14 protein-coding genes are annotated in these 21747 nt (G+C 39.6%); all 14 read left to right on the forward strand.

The genetic code is table 11. The features are described 5' to 3' along the window. Nucleotides 1-483: 483 nt before the first annotated feature. The 14 genes from PGN18_RS04615 (at nucleotide 484) to PGN18_RS04680 (ending at nucleotide 21515) form a co-directional block, all read left to right on the forward strand. A complete protein-coding gene (locus PGN18_RS04615; protein WP_335318182.1) occupies nucleotides 484-762 on the forward strand; it encodes a hypothetical protein in 279 nt (92 codons plus the stop codon). Between the two features lie 105 nt (nucleotides 763-867). Further along, nucleotides 868-1254, forward strand: coding sequence for a DUF5694 domain-containing protein (locus PGN18_RS04620; protein WP_335318183.1), 387 nt, complete (start codon nucleotides 868-870; stop codon nucleotides 1252-1254). 390 nt (nucleotides 1255-1644) lie between these two features. Continuing rightward, a complete protein-coding gene (locus PGN18_RS04625; protein WP_335318184.1) occupies nucleotides 1645-3426 on the forward strand; it encodes an ABC transporter ATP-binding protein in 1782 nt (593 codons plus the stop codon). A 1058-nt stretch (nucleotides 3427-4484) separates the two neighbouring features. Further along, complete coding sequence (locus PGN18_RS04630; protein WP_335318185.1) at nucleotides 4485-5561, forward strand: aspartyl protease family protein; 1077 nt, start codon at nucleotides 4485-4487, stop codon at nucleotides 5559-5561. 761 nt (nucleotides 5562-6322) lie between these two features. Further along, nucleotides 6323-7099 (forward strand): helix-turn-helix domain-containing protein, encoded by a 777-nt coding sequence (locus PGN18_RS04635; protein ID WP_335318186.1) that lies wholly within the window; start codon nucleotides 6323-6325, stop codon nucleotides 7097-7099. 147 nt (nucleotides 7100-7246) lie between these two features. Next, entirely contained in the window at nucleotides 7247-7966 is a 720-nt protein-coding gene (locus PGN18_RS04640; protein WP_335318187.1) for an ester cyclase, read from the forward strand. 648 nt (nucleotides 7967-8614) lie between these two features. Further along, complete coding sequence (locus PGN18_RS04645; protein WP_335318188.1) at nucleotides 8615-8842, forward strand: hypothetical protein; 228 nt, start codon at nucleotides 8615-8617, stop codon at nucleotides 8840-8842. Nucleotides 8843-9744: 902 nt separating this feature from the next. Beyond that, on the forward strand, nucleotides 9745-13494 hold the full coding sequence (locus tag PGN18_RS04650; RefSeq protein ID WP_335318189.1) for a PIN domain-containing protein: 3750 nt from the start codon (nucleotides 9745-9747) through the stop codon (nucleotides 13492-13494). Nucleotides 13495-13503: 9 nt separating this feature from the next. After that, on the forward strand, nucleotides 13504-14400 hold the full coding sequence (locus PGN18_RS04655) for an HNH endonuclease (RefSeq protein WP_335318190.1): 897 nt from the start codon (nucleotides 13504-13506) through the stop codon (nucleotides 14398-14400). Between the two features lie 26 nt (nucleotides 14401-14426). Beyond that, complete coding sequence (locus PGN18_RS04660) at nucleotides 14427-14894, forward strand: hypothetical protein (protein ID WP_335318191.1); 468 nt, start codon at nucleotides 14427-14429, stop codon at nucleotides 14892-14894. A gap of 92 nt (nucleotides 14895-14986) precedes the next feature. Then, complete coding sequence (locus PGN18_RS04665; protein ID WP_335318192.1) at nucleotides 14987-16270, forward strand: AAA family ATPase; 1284 nt, start codon at nucleotides 14987-14989, stop codon at nucleotides 16268-16270. After that, nucleotides 16270-16986: an RloB family protein gene (locus PGN18_RS04670; protein ID WP_335318193.1), complete on the forward strand. Its 717-nt coding sequence runs from the start codon at nucleotides 16270-16272 to the stop codon at nucleotides 16984-16986. The genes PGN18_RS04665 and PGN18_RS04670 overlap by 1 nt, the downstream gene beginning before the upstream one ends. A gap of 306 nt (nucleotides 16987-17292) precedes the next feature. Next, nucleotides 17293-20028, forward strand: coding sequence for an ATP-binding protein (locus PGN18_RS04675; protein WP_335318194.1), 2736 nt, complete (start codon nucleotides 17293-17295; stop codon nucleotides 20026-20028). Further along, the gene (locus PGN18_RS04680) at nucleotides 20025-21515 is read left to right on the forward strand and encodes an argonaute/piwi family protein (RefSeq protein ID WP_335318195.1); all 1491 of its coding nucleotides are present in this window, start codon (nucleotides 20025-20027) and stop codon (nucleotides 21513-21515) included. Before PGN18_RS04675 ends, PGN18_RS04680 begins: the two co-directional genes overlap by 4 nt. Nucleotides 21516-21747 lie beyond the last annotated feature (232 nt).

The raw sequence follows: 21747 nt of genomic DNA on the forward strand, positions 1-21747 counted from the left end.
TAACCGGCTGTATTCTTTTGGAAAAGTACAATTTTCAACCGGACAGAGAAAATTGATTAGTCGGTCAAATTAAATTAACCGGTTAATGATGTAAAAACGATCTGATTTATCTTTAACTTTAGCGTGGAACCGGTTTTCAAAGTCATATTTTAGCATATAGACCAACTCAAATACCAAATAAGCTAATTATCTATAAAAATATGAAGTATATCTTTTTTTTCTTTTTTTTTTATTTCAATAAAAGCTGACGCACAGGATATTGATATCTTATTAATAGGGGTTTCCCATGATTATAGTAAATATCCCAAACAGGATTTTTCCAGCATCTATCAAAAAATCAAAAAGTTTAAACCCGATGCCTTTTTTGGTGAGTTTCTGAGTAAAGATGACGAGCGGCTGGTAATGGATTATTGGTGTAAACAACAGAATATCATCCGACTAAAAAGGTTAAGAAATAATCGGAATATCAAAAATGAGTTATTAATGCCTACGATTGACAGTTTAAAAAAACGCGCTCTACTTAAACCTAATGATTTTCGCATTAAAGCTGACCTTGCGCACGCTTATTACCTTGATCAGGACGTGGCGAATGGACACTATCAATTCTGGCAGGTCCATAATTTTTTAAAACAAAAACCTGATGTCGAACTGGAAAATTATGTACAAAAATTGCTTAGCCCTCAATTAGATACCACCGGACGAAGTATGAAAAGATTGAAAACATCGGAATATGCTTTTATTGCATTTCCGATGATGCAGTAATTTGGAATTCGCGAATTGCTGTCAATGGATTGCCAGGACTTCGATTTAAATTGGCAGGCTTCCTGGACAGCATTTGACATCGCGTTTAATTTATTTAAAAAGGATATGACGGCTGTAGTTGAATCTAAGTTGAAATTAGCGCTGGCTGTTATGAATGATGGCTTTAAGAAATATGAAAATATTGAAAATTCTTCGAATACTGTAACCGAATGGCTAAACACTGATGAGGCTGCCGGCATTTCAGCCTCAGGAGATTTCTACCTGCCCGTTATGTATAATTTAGAAGGATTTCCTAAAGAAGAAATGCTTTCTAAAATACATTGGTGGATAATGAGAAATAAAGGAATGTGTCAAAATGTAATGAACAGGGCTAAAATAGCAGGTGCTAAAAAAGTAGTTGTTATTGCCGGAGCAAACCATAGAAAGTACATGCAGGATATATTTAAAAATATGCCCAATGTAAATATTCGAAACATCAATGAGTTTAATTAAATAAGTTTTAGAATTTAAGCGGTAATTGAGTACTTATTGGATAGTTTTAACCGACTAAACGACAAAAAAAATAGTGTTCTGATAATCAGTAGAATAGAATGGTGTTCGGAACAAAGTGATTATGTTTTTATTAAATGATATTATCAAATTATTTTTCAAATACGAACAATTTTGGTGTAGCGAAGACATTTTACAGGCTTGTTTTAGCCGAAGAAACCATTTCTGGAAAGCTGGAGAAAATTAACCACGCGAAGAGGATAAACTGCTTAAATGTATGAAGATATTTAAAGTATTTTCGGCATTGATCCGTCTTCACTATCAAAACCCCCTTTGGCGCAAGTATAAGCAATAGAGCGGAAATCGCAACATAAACAGGATCACATCAAAATAATGGCGAGAAAACAGCTAAACAGCGGTAATGCACCGGGCGTTGAATTATCAAAAGCAAAAATAAACAGGAAAAGTTTGAGCAATGTTAACCGTTTACTCACTTATCTAAAACCCTATCGTGGAAAATTCATTGCAGCGCTTTTTTTTCTCTTTTTATCGAGTTTGGTTGGACTGGCCTTTCCGTCTTTTATCGGTGCATTAATTGATACAGCACAGGGCAAACGCTCTAATAATTATTTGCCGGATACCATACCCGGAATCTTAATGTTAGCCTTTTTCGTGTTGGCATTGCAAGCGGTGGTATCTTATTTTAGAATCTTATGGTTTGTCAATGTAGCAGAGCGTTCTCTTGCCGATATCAGGCGCGACACCTATTTCAAGTTGATCACCTTGCCGATGAACTTTTTTTCCAACCGCAGGGTTGGAGAGCTTAACAGCAGGATCTCTGCCGACCTATCGCAGGTTCAGGATACCTTAACTACCACCATCGCTGAAATGTTACGGCAGTTTGTATTGTTTATAGGTGGCCTTGCTTTTATGGCCATCATTTCGAAAAAACTGGTTTTTGTCCTGCTTTTGATTTTACCCGTAATGATTGTGTTTGCTGTGTTGTTTGGGCGATTTATCAAAAAGATTTCGCGCCAGGCCCAGGATAAAATGGCCGAATCAAACAGCATTGTTGAAGAAACCCTATCGGGCATTTCAAATGTAAAGGCATTTGTAAATGAAGCTTTTGAAGCCGCAAGGTATAAGAATACCATCCGTGAGGTAGCCGATATTGCCATTAAGGGAGCGAAATTCAGGGGCATGTTTGTATCCTTCATCGTACTTTGTGTTTTTGGAAGTGTACTTGGGGTGATCGGTTATGGCTGTATCCTGGTCAGTCAGCAGGAAATTACCTTTGGCGAACTTTTAAAATTTTCACTTTATGCAATGTTCCTCGGCAGTTCTTTGGGTAGTTTTCCCGAACTTTTTGCCAACCTGCAAAAGGCTGTAGGCGCCAGCGAAAGGGTGCTGGAGATATTGGGCGAGCAGGGAGAACCTGTATCTATAGTCGAAAAGGATAAGGTGGCAAAACAACAAATAGCGGGGAACCTCGCTTTTAAAAACGTCAATTTTGCCTATCCCTCAAGGCCGAAAGTAGAGGTTTTAAACCAGGTATCTTTCGAAGCTAAAGCCGGACAAAAAATAGCTATAGTAGGTCCAAGTGGCTCAGGTAAATCGACTACTGCTGGACTGATACTACAATTTTACCATCCTCAAAGCGGCGAAATACTGTTCGATGGCAAACCAGCCTCTTCCTATTCGCTTACAGATATACGGAGTCAGATCGCGATTGTGCCACAGGATGTGATGTTATTTGGCGGAACGATATTGGAGAACATCGCCTATGGAAAGCTAACGGCCACAAAAACAGAAGTTATACAGGCTGCTAAAAGGGCAAATGCACATGATTTTATCAGTGCATTTCCAGAAAGCTACGAAACAGTTGTTGGAGAACGTGGCGTAAAACTATCGGGCGGGCAACGTCAGCGTATTGCCATCGCCCGGGCGCTGTTAAAAAATCCGTCTATATTGATTTTGGATGAAGCCACTTCTTCGCTCGACTCTGAATCGGAACGCCTGGTGCAGGAAGCACTTGAAGAATTAATGAGCGGACGGACGTCTATCATCATCGCGCACCGATTATCTACCATTCGTGAAGCAGACAGGATACTGGTCATGGAAAAGGGGCAAATTGTTGAATCAGGCACCCACCAGGAACTCATGAGAATTGAATAAGGACTGTATAAGTATCTAAGTGGTTTGCAGCTTGAGGTGCAGCAATCATAAAATAGCATATAAAAGAGGTATTGAACCAGGTTTCGTGTTGCTCTACAGTTGCGGTTATGCTTTGAGCTAATACCTCATTTAATTATTCAAACCTTAAAATCCTCACTAATGCTTTAAAGCAGATATTTCAGCTTACATTGATTTAGTACATACAGGTATGGATGGGGAAGAGGTAACCGGAAACAAAACAGCTTCATTTGGTTTACCCGACTAATAGTTAGCAATCTCACCTCTGGATAGGTGAATAAAATTGAGTTGATCAACTCCACGAAGCGAATTACGAACGCTGTTCCACTATTAATCAGTAGGATATTCGCAACGCTTGGGCCAGACACAAATAATTTTCTTTCTACTGACCTTGCCGAAAATTAATAAGCTTTTTTACTTGTTTCACCATAATTTGATTATATTGGAATAATCAACAGGGATGATTGCCCAAATCAATCCATCTGAAAAAAAGTTCCAAAAAAAGTTTTCCAACTCCTGCTTCATGCCACCTTTACCCCACGTTTGGGTCACCTTCCAGCCAGGCTCGTGCGGTGTCTGCTTGCATACTGCTAAGCACTTGCTTGGGTAGAGTTGTAGCCCTGATGTAGACCAGGTAGATCAAATATTTGCCTCGCTGTGAATTGAATGGTTCATAATAGGTAACTAATAGGTAAAGAGAAAGTTGGTCTAAGGTATGGTAAGTAAATATCATAGAAATTCTCTTGAGGATTTACCTTTCAATACGCTTCATATCCCAATTCGAAAGTTTGTTCGGTAGTATATTAATTTTAATAGTGGCTTTCTTTTGAGTAATCGATAAATGAATTAATTCTAGATACCATAAAAGGAATAATTTATATAAATTACACGAAATTAATCGTCCGTAAATCTTAATCGATCAACCAATGCCATCGAAACTGCGTGCATCCCTTGTTTTTTTTCTATTATTTAATTTATTTCATGTATTAACGTATTCACAAATTATACTTCCATTTGAATTATATGATAATAAAAGTATTTTGGTCAAATTGCCCGCCTTGAATGGTAAGGATTCGTTAACCTTTTTTTTTGATACAGGTGCCTCTACCATTTTGCTTGATAGCCATGTAGCCGAAAAATTTAATATCAAAGCAGATCTGCATCAGGAGATTCGTGGGGCGGGGGGTACCAAGATGTATAGCTATACTACGGGGCAAAAAATTTTTCTAAACGAATCGGTAACTATTGATCATCTGAATTTTGTTCTCGATGATCTTTCCAGGCTAAATGCAACGGTCGGTAGAAAGTTTGATGGTATTATTGGTAATGATATTTTGAGTAATTATTTAACCGTTATAAATATTACCAAAAGACAGATATTGCTATATCCTTTTAAAACCAGGTTGGACACATCGAATTACAAAGCCATAGACTTCTTTTTAGATGAAGGAGTACCCATTCCGCGTTTTGCCGTTGATGTTCATTTATTGAATGGGGAAAAACTTTCCGGCGATATATTGTTTGATAGCGGTGCAGCCCTGGTTCTGTTTTTTAATACACCTTTCCAGCAAGAGCATAATTTGATAGGAAAAGTCGGCAAAACTGTTTCGGGTTCACATAATAGTTTAACCACTAAAAGCGCCAATACACTTGCTGCCATTAGTTCTCTTTCAATCGGTCCGTATGTTTTCAATGGAAAGCTTCCCGTAAGTATATCCTCAGACAAAGAAGGAGTAAGTTCTTCTAAAAAATACCTGGGTATATTGGGCAGCCAGATTATACATCGTTTCGATTTTATTTTGGACTATAGCAACAAAAAACTTTACCTGAAGCCGAATTTTTTATATCAACAGGATTTTACTACCGCTGTTGCGCCCTTTAAAATTATCCTGCAAGGGGGCAAGGTTGTTATAGATGAAATTTTCGAGCAGTCTGCGGCCTATCGCTGCGGCCTTCGGAAGGGACAGGTAATTACCGCCATCAATAAATTGAAAACCCAGGATTTAAAGGATTATCGGAAAATGCTGTTGAATGAAAATAAAGATATTGAAGTGAACTTTATTGATAGCGATGGACAAGACAGGAATTGCAAGTTCAAGATAGAGAAACTATTATAGGAATGTTAGATGGCGAAAAAACATACGTCAGACCAAAGTTTAAACATTTCCTAATCTCCCTTGTGCTATTGTAGTTATTTAATTTTTATTGATTGACGTAAGGATAATTTATCCGTTTAGATATGTGATCCAAACTTATCCTGATTTAAATCCTAATTTTGATAATCATATAGCAGATTTGATTAAGGTATCAATGCACTTTATAATTCAATAGCCCATCCTTTTTAACCAACCAGCCTGAAACTACCTCTACTCCGTTGACTTTCTCGTAAGTGCCACCCTCACATTCACATTGTCCGCCTGGTCCGAGCATCCCGTACTTATAACCAGCTTTATAGCTGAATCCCGAGACGATATATGAGCGATTTCGAATAACAACGATTAGGCCGTCGTTGTTATTGAAGTTTTCAAAAGGCATAATGATGGTCTGTGCTTCTCGTGTAGGATCAGCTTTAAAATTTATCGTTGTGTCTTTTTTTACTGAATGATGACCCTGCAGATAAAACGTATATGCTTAATTTCGTGGGGGATAAAGTCATACACCGTTATCTCAAATTTGTCTTTTACAGTTTTTATCGTATTACAAACCTCTTTCTGCATAATTTCTGCATCCCTATTTTTGGTGCGGTGAATGCGCATTTTTTGCTTAAATTAGAAAAAGCCATACTCCGTAAAATTGATAAATTTGGGGGCATGTTTTAAGGTCAGCAAAATTCGAAGGTTGATAGTTGAAAATCCAAGTTAATGCATTAGACTTGACAATGATGAGAATCGGAAATTATATACCAACAGATGCTTTACGGCCTTTCATTCGGTCGTTCAAAGTTATTGAAAGCCCAGAAGCAACGACAAACATTGTTTTGCCTAATACTTCTATTGCTATTTCCCTTTGTTACAAAGGGCAAGTGAGTTATTTGCATACAAGTAACCAGCTAAATCTACCTAATTCAACCATTACAGGCTTGAGAAAGTCAGCCCGAGTTATTCATTATTTTGATGAATCTGCGACAGTTATCATTTTATTTACGGAAATGGGGGCGAAGGCATTCTTTGATCATTCTGTTTACGAATTGTTTGAAGGAACTGTATCTCTCGATAATTTCTTTCAAAAACAAGATTTAGAAATTTTAGTGGAGCGGTTAGCTGAAGCGGAAAACAATGTCCAGAAAATTGTAACAGTTGAAAACTTTTTACTATCAAATCTTAAAAGGGAGAGAAATGATAGTTTAATATCAACAGCAATAAAAAAAATATATGCTTCAAATGGTTCTATAAGAATAAAAAAAATGGCTGACGATCTGTATCTCAGCAAAGATGCTTTTGAAAAGCGGTTTAGGAAAGCCGTGGGTTCTTCTCCTAAACAATTTTCTTCTATCGTTCAACTAAAAAATATTACAGCGAGACCATTAAGTGATTCTTTAGTCCGGGTTGCACTTAATAACGGTTTTTACGATCAGTCACATTTCAATAAATGTTTTAAGGTATTTACTGGATTTACACCTTTAGAATTCTTCAAATCACCAGATATGTTTTGCTAAATCAATGATTTTTTACAAGAATCTGATTTTTACGATCGGTAAACTTGTAGTAAAAAATAGGATGTACAAAGCAAAAAGAACTTTTGGTTGCCCTTTCTTCTTTTTGCAACCTTACAGACAAGCAATGCGCAAAATAAAAAGGATGATATGGGAAAGAATAAGAATAAAGCACTGATCATCGATATGTATGAGACGATCTTAAATCAAAAGAAAACAGAAAGAGTGGAGGAATTTGTTGATAAAGGTTATGTAAAGGAATTTAATAATTCCAACAAACTACTCTTTGGAGCATTTCCTGATATAAATTTTGAGATAAAAGAGATATTTGAGGATTCCGGTAAATTAATCACATGCTATGACTGGACGGGTACACACCGAAATGATTATCAAGGTATAATTGCCACGAATAAAAAAATTACAGTAGGCGGTATTAGCATCTATAAACTAAAAAATGGTAAGATAATCAGTAACACGGCTAAGCCTGATAAATTGGAGTTTTTTATACAGTTAGGCGTTATTTCGAAGAATTTTCTCGAAAAAAAGCCTGGCCAGCATAATGAGGTTTATTTTATTGATGAATTTTTAGTCCCTGAAACATCCTTTGTTTCATTTAAAGAGAGGCTCGATTACAATAGAGATCTGATCAAAAATCTGGAAGGATTTATAAAGGATGATGTTCTGATACAAAATGAAGGTGCAAATATCCTCACCATAATGACAATTGCTATATGGAAAGATGAAGAATGTATGCAGAGAGCCAAAGAGGCTGTTCGGGTAGAATATGAGGCAAATAAATTTGACTTAAAAGAGTTTAATCAAAAACTCAATATAAAAATGCAGCGAAGCCTATATTTTCCGATGAAATAGGTTCTCTGGATGAAGAATTAGCGATGCAATACTTACTGTTTTCTTCTATAATTTAATCTGTGAGTTTGTTAATATTCATATGCCATGCTTGCCAGTCTGCGAAATAAAAAATGCTCAATTCCAACATTTGCGCTCTGGTAAGAATATGTTAATTTTAACCTGTTTAATCGAGGGGGCTATGCCTAGCTGCTTTCAGATCATAAAGAACGACGTTCCGAATGACGGGCATTTTATAGTCGATTTTGTGCATTTTTTGGTAAAATCTCTAAAAGAAAAAAACCCTGATAATCGTGCGATTGCAGGGTTAATACGTTTTGATAGTCTTTGGTGTGATCCCGCTGGGATGTGAACTTCGTTCAACTGTCAGCGTTTAATGGCTATCTGGAAGGGTTTTTAAAAGCGACTCACCGAATCACTCACCTTTTTGTCTGTATTTTTTAGTTGCAATTGCTAGATTAAAGATAAATAATTTTTGACATAAATTATAAAAAAATATAGAATTAGCTAGCAGCTAACATTGCTACTTACTCTTCGATAGTTAGGCCGATTTAACAATGATATAATTGGATTTTAGTCAATAACTTTGAAAATTTAACTTCGTCTCTTATTATTAAAATCGTAGATTTATTGTTAATCAAATCTGTGCTCTTGGATAATCGTAATGAAAATGCTTTTGATTTTCTAAAGGAAATATCAAAAGGCTCGACATATAGTCTTCTTTTTCCAGATCCAAGGGCTGGTATTGATGTCATTTGGCTATATGAGCGCATTGAAAATGGCTCATTTGCTGATAAAACATTTACCGAAAATGATGTTCATCAAGCACTTTCTTTTGCTGCTAAAATCAATGGTTCCATGACCGGGCGATACTCTTGAGAGTTTAATAACAGGCTTATTGCCGATCTGCAAGAGTATTTTTTATATTATGATCAAACAAGGCAAGTATATAAGCTTAAAGAGTACGCAAACGAATTTTGTAGACGTGCTAGAAATACGTTAAAAGCAAGTTTTGATCCTACGCTTATTGAAAAGATCTTCCTTGCACTACGAGAAAGGCTTGAGGAGTGCATAATACGAGCAAGCTTAAGGATTTGTTTGATATCCATTTTAGAACTTTCCAGCCCCAACTCAGGCAACAGATAGATTTTTTGGATCACCAAATTGACCACCCGGTTGTGGAGGTGAGGCAAAATTTAAGCATAAAATACAGAATATCACATTGTTATTAAAGGAGATAGATGAGCGGCTCAACCTTATCCGAAAGCAAAATAATTAGCTGAGGGCAGGTTTTAGCGAGATGGACCAGATCAGAAGAAAACTTGAATCAATCTCAATCGAAAATGGGGATGATAATCTGGGGAATGTCATCTATGGAGCCATAACTTTTTTTCAAGAAATGAAACAAACATTGTCATTAGTGGATAGTAGGCTCGATAGGGTGCAACCGAAAGTAAAGCAATTGTTCTCCAACTTACCGTGCGGTGATCGTCACCATTTTTGAAACGATCTTATATTATGTAGGCATGCTAATGATGATCGGCGCAATAGCGCTGTACCTTTTGAAATAGTCGGAAATTGCTCGGCGGCACCGATATCATATTACTGCCGTTTTGTCCATAAATTATAAGGTTAAAGTTTAATTAAAGCGGAGAAAGGTAAAGTTCAGAACGTAGTTTAACGAAACAAAATGCCAAAGTGACGTTCATTTATACTTGGTAATCAATTTGTAGTCAAGCAAATAAACACTAAGTCTACACAACTAACAATATAAACCAAATATGCCTTTGACCACAATTTTAGCTGCATTGTCAGCATTCTTACCTGAAACCCTTGCTGGTTATTTTATAGGCAAAGGGATGGACAAATTTCTCGACCCAGGTGTCTCACTTAAAGATGAATTGCAAGATGTTATTCAGGATACTGTCGTTGAATATTCAGATAATGACAATAGAAATTACGGTCCAAAGTCTCCTTTTTATCATTCAACGAGTATAGTTGAAGGTTTATTGAAGTTCCGGGTAATGGCACCCGAAGATTATGATACCAGCGAGCTGATAAGAGCGCTTGAGAACGAAGCTGACATAGTTCCACCAACAGATGGTGAATTGGAAAATTTTTATAATCTGTTTATGTCGAAGGTTTCGCAGTCGGAAAACCTCCGAAAACTGGAGATTAAAGAAACTTACACCCAGGAAATCTTCGCCATTTCAAGAAAGATAACAGAGCTTTCCGCCCGGATTGAAAATCTCGCAAAACAATATACAGCAGATTTGGAATTGCAATGGAAAGACAGAGTGACAACTTATGTAAAAACACTACAGGATTTCAAACCCGCAACCGCGCTGGGACTTTTGGAAAGCCTGGAAAGCAGTATTCAAACCAGTACCAATAGACCATCGCAGAACTTCATTGCCTTTTTAGAATACCAAAAAGGTCAATGTCTTGGGTTTTTAAGTCGCCGGGGCGATCTTTTTCGTGCAAAACTGAAGGCTTGGAATCTTGACGGGCACAATGTTCTCTATGGTCAGTCGGCCGCTATATGCCTTTATCGTGCAAGGGATACAAACCAGGCCAATCAGGTTATTACAGAGATTTTTGCATTGGACCCTTTTAACCCTGTCGCCTGGGCATTGGATACTTTGGCGAAGACTGAACCGGGACAACTGACCGGAGCACTTGCTAATGTTCCCGTCGTGGTTTATAACGATCCTACATTCAAACGTGTCTTGTTTAGTGAAGCCAGTGAAGAATTTCAAAGGTTCATGCTAGATGAGGGTATCGTCCCTGATCTTTTTGATTATCAGGTGAAAGAGGTAACCGTTGATGGTTACTACGAGGCTGTTTTTTGGATCAATATCGCCGTGAGAAAGATTTTTCGAATGTATTTCTTAGACTATCGAGAGAATAACCAGGAATTTCGAAGAGAAATCACGCTCCTGAACAGTATGCTGACGCGTTTTTTGGGAAAAGTAAAGGGATCGGAAATTACAGACAGCTTTGAGCGGCTGGAGTTTTTGCTGGCGCTTACCGAATTCAGCCTGACGAGCGATAAGGAAAAGGCGATTGAGATGGAAACTATCTACCAGCGAACCGTAAGGAAGGAACCGGTGATGGCTATTCAAACGGCCAACGCGTTGCAGTTAAGTGGCATGGTCGACAGGGCAATCAACCTATTGGAAAATGAGACAGATCTTATTTCCGAAGCGCTGTTATTGCTACTGAATTGTTACCAACAAAAGGAAGACTGGGTAGGCTATTGCGATGCATCTAAAAGATTTGCAGCATCAATAACCATTTTCGACAGCAAATATCTGCTGATGTATCTCAACTTGATGATTGAAATAAAACTGATGAACCTGCTGGAGAATTTCTCGAAAGACGATTTCATTTCCGGCAAGACTTTCTCCGACCAGGAAACGGAGCAACTTGTAACCGAAGTTGCCACCTTAATTTTTGATAGCACTGTTGAAGAGGATTCAGCCTACCTACAACAAATCGCACTTTCCAGCGAAGACTCGAAGTTGGTAGATATTTTAGGCTCTGCTTTTTTTGCTTCCGGAGTGTATCAGGTCGCCCTTAACATTTTGGCACGGAATATCAATGGAAAGTCTGCTGGAAGAGAACTGTATCAATATATTCATGCCGCAAACAAAACGGGCAGCGACTATATCGAATTGCTGTCGCTGCTTGAGCACTGGCGGCTAAATTCTCCGTTTAGCCACCAGTTTTGCAGACTTGAAATTCAGCTACGTCAGGATCTGGTAGATTGGAAAACTATAGTAGATATTTGCGAGTACTATCTTGAACATCTGCCGGATGATTCAGCAATACTTGCGCTTTATGCGAACAGCTTGCATTTGCTTAATGATTCGCAGTATAATCAAAAAATATCAACACTGGCTGAACGAGCCCGCTTAAGCGACTTTCACCGGCCCAATCATTTAATAGCGGTTTGTGATGTATTATTTATGCACGGATTTGCCGAGGCGGCTTTTGAACTCCTTTACCCAAAAGCCTTAAATCCGGCGGCAATTGAATTAAGGGCGGCCTATGCAAAGCTTGTTCTTAACCGGGATGATAATTATAATTTCTTTAAGGAGTATGATACTGTAGAAGCAGGCCATTTTGTGAAATTTGAACGGGAGGGCCAGGTCTCTTATGTCGAACTGGCGGGGGACGCTTTAAATCATCGGGTCTACAAACTATTTCCTGGAAAAAGAAAGGGGGATTCGGTGACCGTTACCCGACAACTTAACAATCTTTCTGATACTTTTAAAATTACACGGGTAATGAACAAATATCTGGCGTTATTTGACCAGATCTTAAATCAGTCAAGGGAAGACCCTTACGCTGGATTGCCCTTCTCGGTAATGAATATAGATGCCGAAAATCCAGGCAGTTTTTTCGAGACCATGTGGGCGATGTTCGGCGATAGCCATAAAATTGCAGAGCAAACGAAGGAAATATCGTTTAACAAATACTACCGTGGCGACATTTCCTTGTCTGAAATAATCTCGTCAGAGTACAATCAAAAGTTTATCAGTGGCTATTATAACCTGATACGCTATCATAATGGGATAAACACAATCCGTCTTCAGGAATTCGCGAACCGGCAAATCCTTGCAAGCAACCAAATGGTCATCGACTTTAGCGCATTATTGTTGTTTCATCAGATCTCAACTTTTCATCAGTACCAGTTTCCCGCCAAATTCATCTTGTCGAAATATGTTCTTGAACGGATCAGGTACGAGCTTAGCAGTTTACAATATAAAGTTGACCGCTTCGACTCGTCAGGGATCGAGGTCGGAAAAGTTGCAATCAATGATCCATCTTTTGATTTTTTGAAAGATCAGGTTGCTTACCTCGAAAGTCTGCTTACTTGGATTGCAGACAACTGTGATGTACTTTTATCAGACCAAACAATCGATGCCCTTAAACAAACTCCGGTAAATCTTGGTGAAAACCCAATTATTGATTTTGCAATTAGCACATTGTTGCTAATGACTGATGATCCAAATCGATTGTTAATAACCGACGACACCTTCAGTTTACGCATGGGATTGTTGCCATTTGAACGAATAGTCAGCAGTGAATACTATTTAAAAAGTATTTGCCGGGACAATAGCGAGATCAGCAAAGAAATTGTTAGAAACAGATACATTGGATATTCCCCGAACGAAAAACAACTCAGTGAAGAATATGCTAAGTTCATTTCAGGTTCTTACTCAAATTATGCTCTGCTTTTAAGCAATCTTTCGGTAATTAACAGCGTCGAGAATGTAACCACCACCACCACCCATTTAAAGGAGATCGCACTTAAACCTATGTTGACAAACGAACAAATATTGAATGACATGACTATTGTTCTTACTAATGCTTTGCAGGTTTGTACTGAATCTTTTATAAATCTCTTCGGTCAGAAAGTATTTCTTGACTTTAGATTGCTCGGCGAAAAGCAGGATATCGCTATACAGGCTGTTTACGACGCAAAGCACATCATCTTGTCAGCGAGGCGTAATAATTTGTGAGTAAAGAGCATGAGACAGACCTGCATATTTTGTGCTAAGCCACTTGATAATTCCGACGAACATATCATTCCTGACAGTTTGAATGGTCGATTGCATACAAAAGAACTAATCTGCAAAAAATGTAACGCACATTTTGGTACCAACCTTGATCCTATACTCAAAGAGGCTTTAGGCGCACAGTTACATTTTCTTGGGTTTGACAATGCTCCATCACTGATACTAAGTGATGATAAAGGCGAAAAATATAAACTGGATAAAAATGGCAAAATCACTGGCATAAAAGTGACAGCTGAGAAAATTGAACAAGATGGGATGCCAGGCGTTGCTGTTAGTGGGCAGATGGAGCAGGCCGCAAAAGCTTTTGCAAAGAAAATGGTGAGGACCTTTGGAAAAGAAGAAACGCTCAACGCAGTTATGAATCGCCAATTTGTTGTGGTCGAGAAGCAGATTGTGCCGAATGAACTTGTAGCTGAAAATCCCTTACAAGTGACCCCTAGATTGCTCTTAGCGATAGAGAAAATCATGGTAGAATACTATGCACATTGTGGGCTTAATATCGAGAGCATTTCCGATCGTCTGGAGAGTATATACCAAATTGATGAGTCAAAAGCCAATGTTAAACTATGTAATTTTCGACAGCAGGTTCGAAAACCAGCTACTGATGAAACCTCGCATTTAATTTTGATCCGCTCAATACCAGAGACAAAGCAACTGATAGCATATTTAGAGCTATTCAACGTATTGTGCGCTTACACAATTTTAGACAACGATTACAGCGGTCCGGATGTGGATTTTTCCTATCATCAAGATGCGCTAACGGGAGACAAATTAGATCAAAAAGTCGAACTCCATCTTGAAAATACCGAAGAACAGGAGCCAAAGTTCGATTTTTGGGAAACGATTTGATGAGGCGAAAACGTGACAAAGAACTAATGGAAATTATAAATGAAAATTTAACCATTATTTTGGACGACCTCGACAAAGAAGTTGCCGATGGAAAAATAGCTGAAGAAGATCGCGGTAAAGTTTACATGGGGCGAGCTGCCTATTTTATAGCTCATCTATCTCTAGATTATCCCGACGATTTCGAAGGTATTTCTGAGGAAAACATGAAAGGTAGCAATTTCATTCATTCGACCATTTACGCCGAACATCAAGATGCCTTTGTAAAATACTATACGCCATTAATTGGACGGAAAATACAAATTGAGGGCGACAAGCGAATTTGGGTTTTAATACAGTTTCATTTTGTTTTAGCCCCATCACGCGATGGCAAGGAACGGAGAAAAGTATATTGCCATTTTAGAACCGAAAAAGCAGGTCATGAAAAGGAAATTCTTTGCTTTCAAATATTTCGTTCCCTCGGGATTCCTTTACAATTAAATGTTCCATGGTTATAATTTTTTGAATAAATTATTTTGGTAAGTATTGGTTGAGCTTGTTTTTTTTAATTGAAATAACGTTATTTGGAGATATTATTTCCGAATATGCTATGTTGTTAGAATTTAATGTAACGAATTATCGCTCAATAGGCGAAAAACAGATACTAAGCCTGATCCCGGCTGCCAAGCAGCGCGATTTTCCGGATAATATAATACAGTTACAGGGATATGAGGCGCTGAATGCCGTGTCAGTATATGGAGCCAACGGAAGCGGTAAAAGCAATGTGCTAATGGCCTTCGTACTTTTCAATGAGATTGTCAGAATTTCTGCGCGACTGTCGTCAACCAGTCCGTTGCCCTTTGAGCCTTTTATGCTAAGGGAGGGATGGACGCAGAAGCCAACACGTTTTGAGGTGATCTTTGTGCTTAATGGCCTGCGTTATCGCTACGGTTTTGAGTTTACAACAACTGTCCAGTCCGAATGGTTGCATCGCAAAGGTCCTGGACGTGAAGTCCCTGTATTCCTTCGCGAAAACGACGTGATCGATGCAACATCATCCTTTAAAGCACCAGCAGCACTTATTAATGGTGCAATAGACGCAACCAGGGATAATGGCCTGTTTCTTTCCAGTTGCGACGCATTTAATATCGAGGAGGGTAAGGAAATCTTCCGTTGGTTTGACAGCCTGAAGGTCATCAACGGATTGAATGATGCTGAGCAGGCACAACAGACGCTGGAAATGTGGGACGATATTGAATACCGGGCGCACATCATTGACTTCATGACCCGCATGAAAACCGGGTTTTCCAATATGGATATCCTGATCGAGGACAAAGATGACGGGCCTACCCATCATTCCGATATAAAACCTGGCCTGGAACGCTACAACCGAAAAAAAAGGATTCCGATGGCCTATCACCACATCTATGACTGGCAAGGCAAGAAAACAACCGATCAGATCATGTGGCGTTTTGACGCGCAGGAATCTGCGGGGACTAACCGCGCGCTCCAGCTGAGTGGTCCCATACTTTGGACACTCTTAAAAGGTGGTTTGTTGATCGTTGATGAGTTGGAAGCCAACTTGCACCCTATCATGACTTTGGACACGATCAACTTGTTTCTGGACAATACCATCAACAAAAACGATGCACAGATATTATTTGCCACCCATGACACCAACCTGCTTACCTATGCCGAGCTGCGTCGTGATCAGATATATTTTGCCGAAAAGAATGATTGGGAATCAACCGAAATTTATTCTCTTTCAGATTTTGTTTATGTCGGGGATACGCCGGGTGTAAAAAGTCGAGAGCGACCGGATACGGATAAAGAGAAGCGCTATATAGAAGGGCGTTATGGCGCAATACCAATGCTTGGCAAATTGAATATCTGATGGGAAAACGTGGCAATCTGGTTAAACCTGCCAGGCAGGAACAGACCGAGCGACCTATCCGATGGAGGCGTTATCAACAACTATTTCTGATCGTATGTGAGGATTCTGTTACGGAACCTGCCTATTTCAATTTATTCGCCGCCCAGTTTCCACCCGATTCCATGTATGTCAAGCCGGTTGGTGCTGGACGCGACCCTGAAGGTGTTGTACAGCGGGCTGTTAGGGAAAAAGCGCTTGTAACAAAGGAATCCGGTAAAGAGGTGGATTTTACTTGGGTGGTTTTCGATAAGGATGATGCCGACCTGTATGCCGGTCGGACGGCAGCTTGGAACCGGGCCCATCAGGAGATAGCTACTAATAAATTCCGAACGGCCATGAGCAATGAGGTATTTGAACTTTGGTTCCTGCTGCATTTTGAGGATGTCGATCCAACTGTTGCTTTACCTCGGCAAACCGTTTATCAAAGGCTTGGTGCCGCGATACAGGGCTTCCCTGAATACGCTGCTTATATCTATGACCACTACACTGACGGTGGAGCCGTCGTTCCGGTGATCGCTGCGATTGGCAACCAGGAAGAGGCAACAAGGCGCGCGGAACTATTGCTTGCCTACCACGGGGCCAAGCCACCAATCCAGGCCAACCCCTCGACCGGGGTTCATTTGCTCGTTGGTGAATTAATAGACTGGATACGATATTACAACTGGCAACCTGAGTGATTACCATTGTGTTTAAATCAAAAGGGCTGAATATTATGCGCTTTCAATGATCGATGCTTTCATGGTTGGTTATGTAATCCAGCTTACCGCCGAAGCTGACATCTAAACTGATCAACTTAATTGACGTCTGCGGACACTATGGCAGCTGTCTGGCAAATTTGAACTTGACACTTTGGTCTGAAAGGACTGCTCACTATTTTCGAGATCTCCAATATTCTTGCCAATTCATAGGTTCAGGTGAATGTGGAAAATTAAAAAGCAAGTGCGCTAAAAACTTTAGTAAATTGCTTTTTTATTTGCAGATTAATGAATATTCAAAGTTCGGCAATCATTGCCACTTTATTGAAAGAAAACCCTAAACCTGTTTTTTTATTAGGTGCAGGTGCTTCGGTAACTTCAGGCATTCCACTGGCAGGCGAGGTAGTGAGCTTGGCGGCCAAGTGGGCTTATGCACGTCAAAATGGAAAAGACGCCAATGACCCACGCATTACCAGGAGCGACTGGTACCCATGGCTGTTAGCCACTCAATCTTGGTTCAAAGAAGACGTTCCGCAAGCCACGCTATTTCCCTATGCTGTCGAACACCTATTGCAGCCTCAAAAAGTAAGGAAGGATTTTTGGATACAAATACTCAATCCCGATGTACCGATTAGTATTGGGTACCTGCGCCTGGTCGAATTGATGCACCTCAAGAAAATCACAAATGTGTTGACTACTAATTTCGACGAGTGTATCGCCAAGGCAAGAAACCAAACTAATCGACCCCATCATATCGATATTATTAAAACTCCTTCAGATTATACTAAAATTTCTTCTACGCCGCCTTATCCAGCCGCGATCTATTTGCATGGCGCTGTAGAAAATTACACGGATAAAAACGTGATCGAGGAAATCGGTAAAATGGATGAAACTTTCATTCAACACTTGCAACCTCTTCTCAAGGATTATCCGCTGGTGGTTCTCGGCTATCGAGGTTACGAAGCGTCGATCATGCAGCATTTGTTGATTAATAACGCAGAAAAGCTATTCAACTTTAAAAACGGTATCTATTGGTGCATCCGAAAGGGCGACAAACCGGAAGACGCCACAGATTATGTAAAAACACTAGCAGCCTCTATCGGCTCTAATTTCCAGTTTGTCGAAATTGAAAGCTTTGACCATCTTTTCGATAAGGTTATCTGGTCGCACCTGGAAGAGCAGAAATCGAAAATCACGCCGGTTCAACCAGTGATGGCATCAGACGAACGGCAGGTCGATTTTCAAAACTTCGATCTGAAAAATAGTAAAGTATACGATCCGGAGGATTTTGACCGCCCCTTACTTAGGATAAGGGTAACCAATTACTGCAGCAAATTAAATGTTGCCATGCCCGATAAAGTGGATGACAGCTGGCTTCAAGACCAAATGGTCTACCTGAATTTAATACGAAACGTCAAAGAACATACTTACGCTACTAACGCGGGACTATTATTGTTTGGTAAATCACCCAGATTATATATACCCTGCGCCGTTGTCAAAGTTCGTTTTATAGGGACGGTCGCTTGGCTTCAAAAAATATTAGACGATAAGGATATTACTGGTGAAGTTTATGAAAAGGAGATCGAAGGTAACCTCTGGAATCAATTGAATGAAATTACTAACGCCTTGGCACTGGTGAACAAGCCGTTCCGATTGAAAGGTGAAAAATCAGAAAACGTATTACCCTATGACTCCCTGGCATTGAAGGAAGTTGTGGTCAACTCTTTTGTTCACCGCGATTATGAAATAAATGAACCTAATATCATTGAAATTTATCCGGATAAATTAGTAATTAAAAATCCGGGCGGTCTTACCGAAGAGGTAAAGCCGTATTTCGACGATGAGATTATGTATGAAGAGATCAAAAAAGGACGTCGTGGTATTAAAGGTTACCGGAATCCCGTTTTGGCCGACCTTTTCTATAGTTCCGGAGACATGGATAAAAAAGGCTCCGGTCTTTATGATGTGGTGACGAGAGTGGAGCAGAACTCTGGGTTCGTTGAATTTTCGCCAACAGAAGACAATACAGTCTTCAGTGTTCAAATGTGGTGCCGTCCTGAGGCTATCGATGAGGTCACAAATACTGCGTCATCGCTTTCTATAATAACCACCAAATTTTCAACAAACATCATTGAATTCAAGACTATCCCGGATAGCATTTATTATGCCCCATCACTTTATGGGACCGCTAAGGAAATGTTTGCCACCTATGATAATATTTCTTTTCCACCGTTCCATCTGCATGAAAAACAAGTATTTAGTTTCTCTGACCCGCGCAAATCAACAAATACCTTGCGGAATATCATTGACGTAAAAAATGTTCAAGATTGCGCTATCGACGAATTCCTTGCATTGGAAGAAGGCGACCGGCGCTTTATCAGAATGATGAACGATTATCTGAAATCCTATCTGTATAAATTAGGATTAATTGTCGACCAGGATAAAAAGCGGGCTTATTTTCCAAAAACTGAAGACGGCGAACGAATAGTCACCTATCAAGCCCGGTTTAAAAGAGCAACTCGCACCATAGTGAGGCCGCGATACAACGCCGCGAAAGATAAAATACGTTATTGGGAGCACAAAGCATTCAGTTATTCCGTTAAGCGCTTCGGCGAACAATGGGGGCTACTGATCGAACCGACTTATGTGTTTACCCGTGATGGCGGTAAATTGTTATTGGCCTCCGAAAGGATTGGACCACTTGCTACAAAAAAAGCATCGCGAGATTATAATATCAATGTATTGAATGATATCACTTTTTGGATGTGGGTGCTTTCAAAAGGAGCACAGGATGTTTTCCGTTTATCAGTTTCAATACATGAGGATTGGGACGATGATATTATCCTATCCAATGATTATTTATCTGCAAGCCTGAATTACGTAGAGAATGTAGATGAGATCGGCGATGAAGACCTGACCGTAGACGACTCGGATATCGACGAAGAAATCGCGAAGATCGCTGAAGAAGAAGAGGATGCTATAGATGAAACGGAAGAGACAACTAATATGGAGGAAGAACTATGAAAATCCGCATTGTAGAACTCGAACCGGCACAGTTAGAATTTGGAGGACCGGGTGTTTTTTCCGATCCAAAAGTAGGGCTAAAAGAAGCAGGGCCATTTGATCTTCGATTCGGCGCAGCCCAGTTGAAAGAGATTAGGATAGGACTGGTCGGAACCGAAGAGATGACTACCAAAGCGTTACAATGGGTAGAAGCTTGCAAGACAAATATTCCTACCACCATGAAAAATTTCAAACAATATCCGGATTATGACGGGTTTGAAACAATTTTCAGGTCACAACTAAATACCAATCCATTCTGGACATTTAATATCCCGGCAGATCATTTGGAAAAGGCCATATCTTTCAAAGACAATACGGAACGTTTTGAGGCTGTGCTGGAGTTGTATGGAGAAGGCATTAAACGCATATCAGAATTGGAAAATAATAGGCCTAATGTGATCATTTGTGCATTGTCTGACAGCGTCATGGAAGCCTGTCACCATGTGGAGCGGAAACTGACAAAAGAAGAAAAAACTGCTTTTAAAAAAATGTCCAATGTCAACAAGGTCACACAACAATTGTCCCTTTTTGAAGAAGCCACCCAAGAAACAGAAGAAGATTTGCTGTATCGAGATTTTCGCCGTGCTTTAAAGGCCAAAGCGATTTTGGCTAAAATACCTATTCAAATCGGTCATAACCGTCTGTTTACAGACCAAAACGATAATCAAGATGCTGCAACCCGTGCCTGGAACTTTTCCGTTGCACTGTATTACAAAGCGGGCGGCATACCTTGGCGCTTGAAATCAACGTCTACGGATACTTGTTTTGTAGGCATAACATTCCATCACGTAAAAACCAATCAAAAAGCGGTTGTGAAATCCTGTCTGGCACAAGCATTCTCGTCTGACGGTGAAGGTTTTGCATTACGCGGTGGAGACATTGCTTATGATCCAGACCGGACTAAAATGGTTCACTTATCAGAAGATCAGGCCTACGATCTTGGTTTAAAAATTATTGAGGAATATACCTACCGTACAGGTCTCAATCCTCAACGCGTAGTACTACACAAAACATCTTTTTTTAATGAAAGTGAGGAAGAAGGTTTTAGACGTGCTTTTAACAGCATACCAGTTGTTGACTTGATCAATTTGTTACCGACATCGTTCAGACTACTTAAACATAACGCCTATCCCGTCAATCGCGGAACACTTTGCACTGTTAATGGGAAACAATCCTATCTATTCTCAACGGGATATATTAAAGAACTTGGAACTTATCCAGGTGCTCATATACCACGGCCCATAGAAATCCGTAGCAATGAAGATTTGGATATCGATGCGGCGGCAAAAGACATTTTAGGCTTAGCGCGAATGAATTGGAACACCTCAAGCATAACCGGCGGGCAGCCTGTTACTTTATTTTTCTCAAGACAAGTCGGCGGTATTCTCGCTGAACTAAATGTGAAGAATATCGAAAGCATCCCAACATCTTTCAGATATTATATATAAACGATTCAACCAATAAAGTCGGGCTGAAAGCTCAGCCCGGCCCTGAACCATATAATTATTTTGTTTGTTTCCCAAAACCGGATAACTATTTTTTACCTGATTTGAAGTCACTAACATAGCAATAGTTTTCATGACCCATGAAATGGCATTCTCACGCAATCCGTAACAAATAGGTGTTAGATGTGCATTCTTCGAAAAAAACTTAAATTAGTTTTTTCAAGAATCATAGTTT

Origin of the sequence: Pedobacter terrae, assembly GCF_036946585.1 — a bacterium.
Taxonomy (GTDB): Bacteria; Bacteroidota; Bacteroidia; order Sphingobacteriales; family Sphingobacteriaceae; genus Pedobacter; species Pedobacter terrae_C.